This is a genomic window from Kocuria tytonicola, assembly GCF_003687455.1.
GTDB classification, from domain to species: Bacteria; Actinomycetota; Actinomycetes; order Actinomycetales; family Micrococcaceae; genus Kocuria; species Kocuria tytonicola.
The window spans coordinates 1-252 of the sequence record NZ_PHOA01000236.1 but is presented as its reverse complement, the minus strand read 5'-3'; the positions used below and the strand labels follow the sequence as shown (position 1 = coordinate 252).

1 pseudogene is annotated in these 252 nt (G+C 60.3%); it reads left to right on the top strand.

What is annotated here, in order from left to right:
- Nucleotides 1-124 (top strand): annotated as a pseudogene (locus tag CWC38_RS12540) (IS5/IS1182 family transposase); the annotation flags it as partial.
- Nucleotides 125-252: the final 128 nt, after the last annotated feature.

Genomic DNA, 252 nt, shown 5'->3' with positions numbered 1-252 from the left:
CTGCCAGCTCAAACAATGGCGCGCCATCGCGACCCGGTACGACAAACACGCTGTGACCTACCGCGCCGCCATCATCCTGCACTCCGTCATCACCTGGGCGAAGGCTTTGTCAGACACGCCCTAGATGTTGTGGGGCATGAGGTTGTTGGCACGAGCGGTGGGCTGATGTGAGGTGAGCGGGCTCTACCCCGCAGGATGGAAGTTCCTCAACAACCCATCCGCACGAAAGAACCCGCTCATGACCCACGCTAA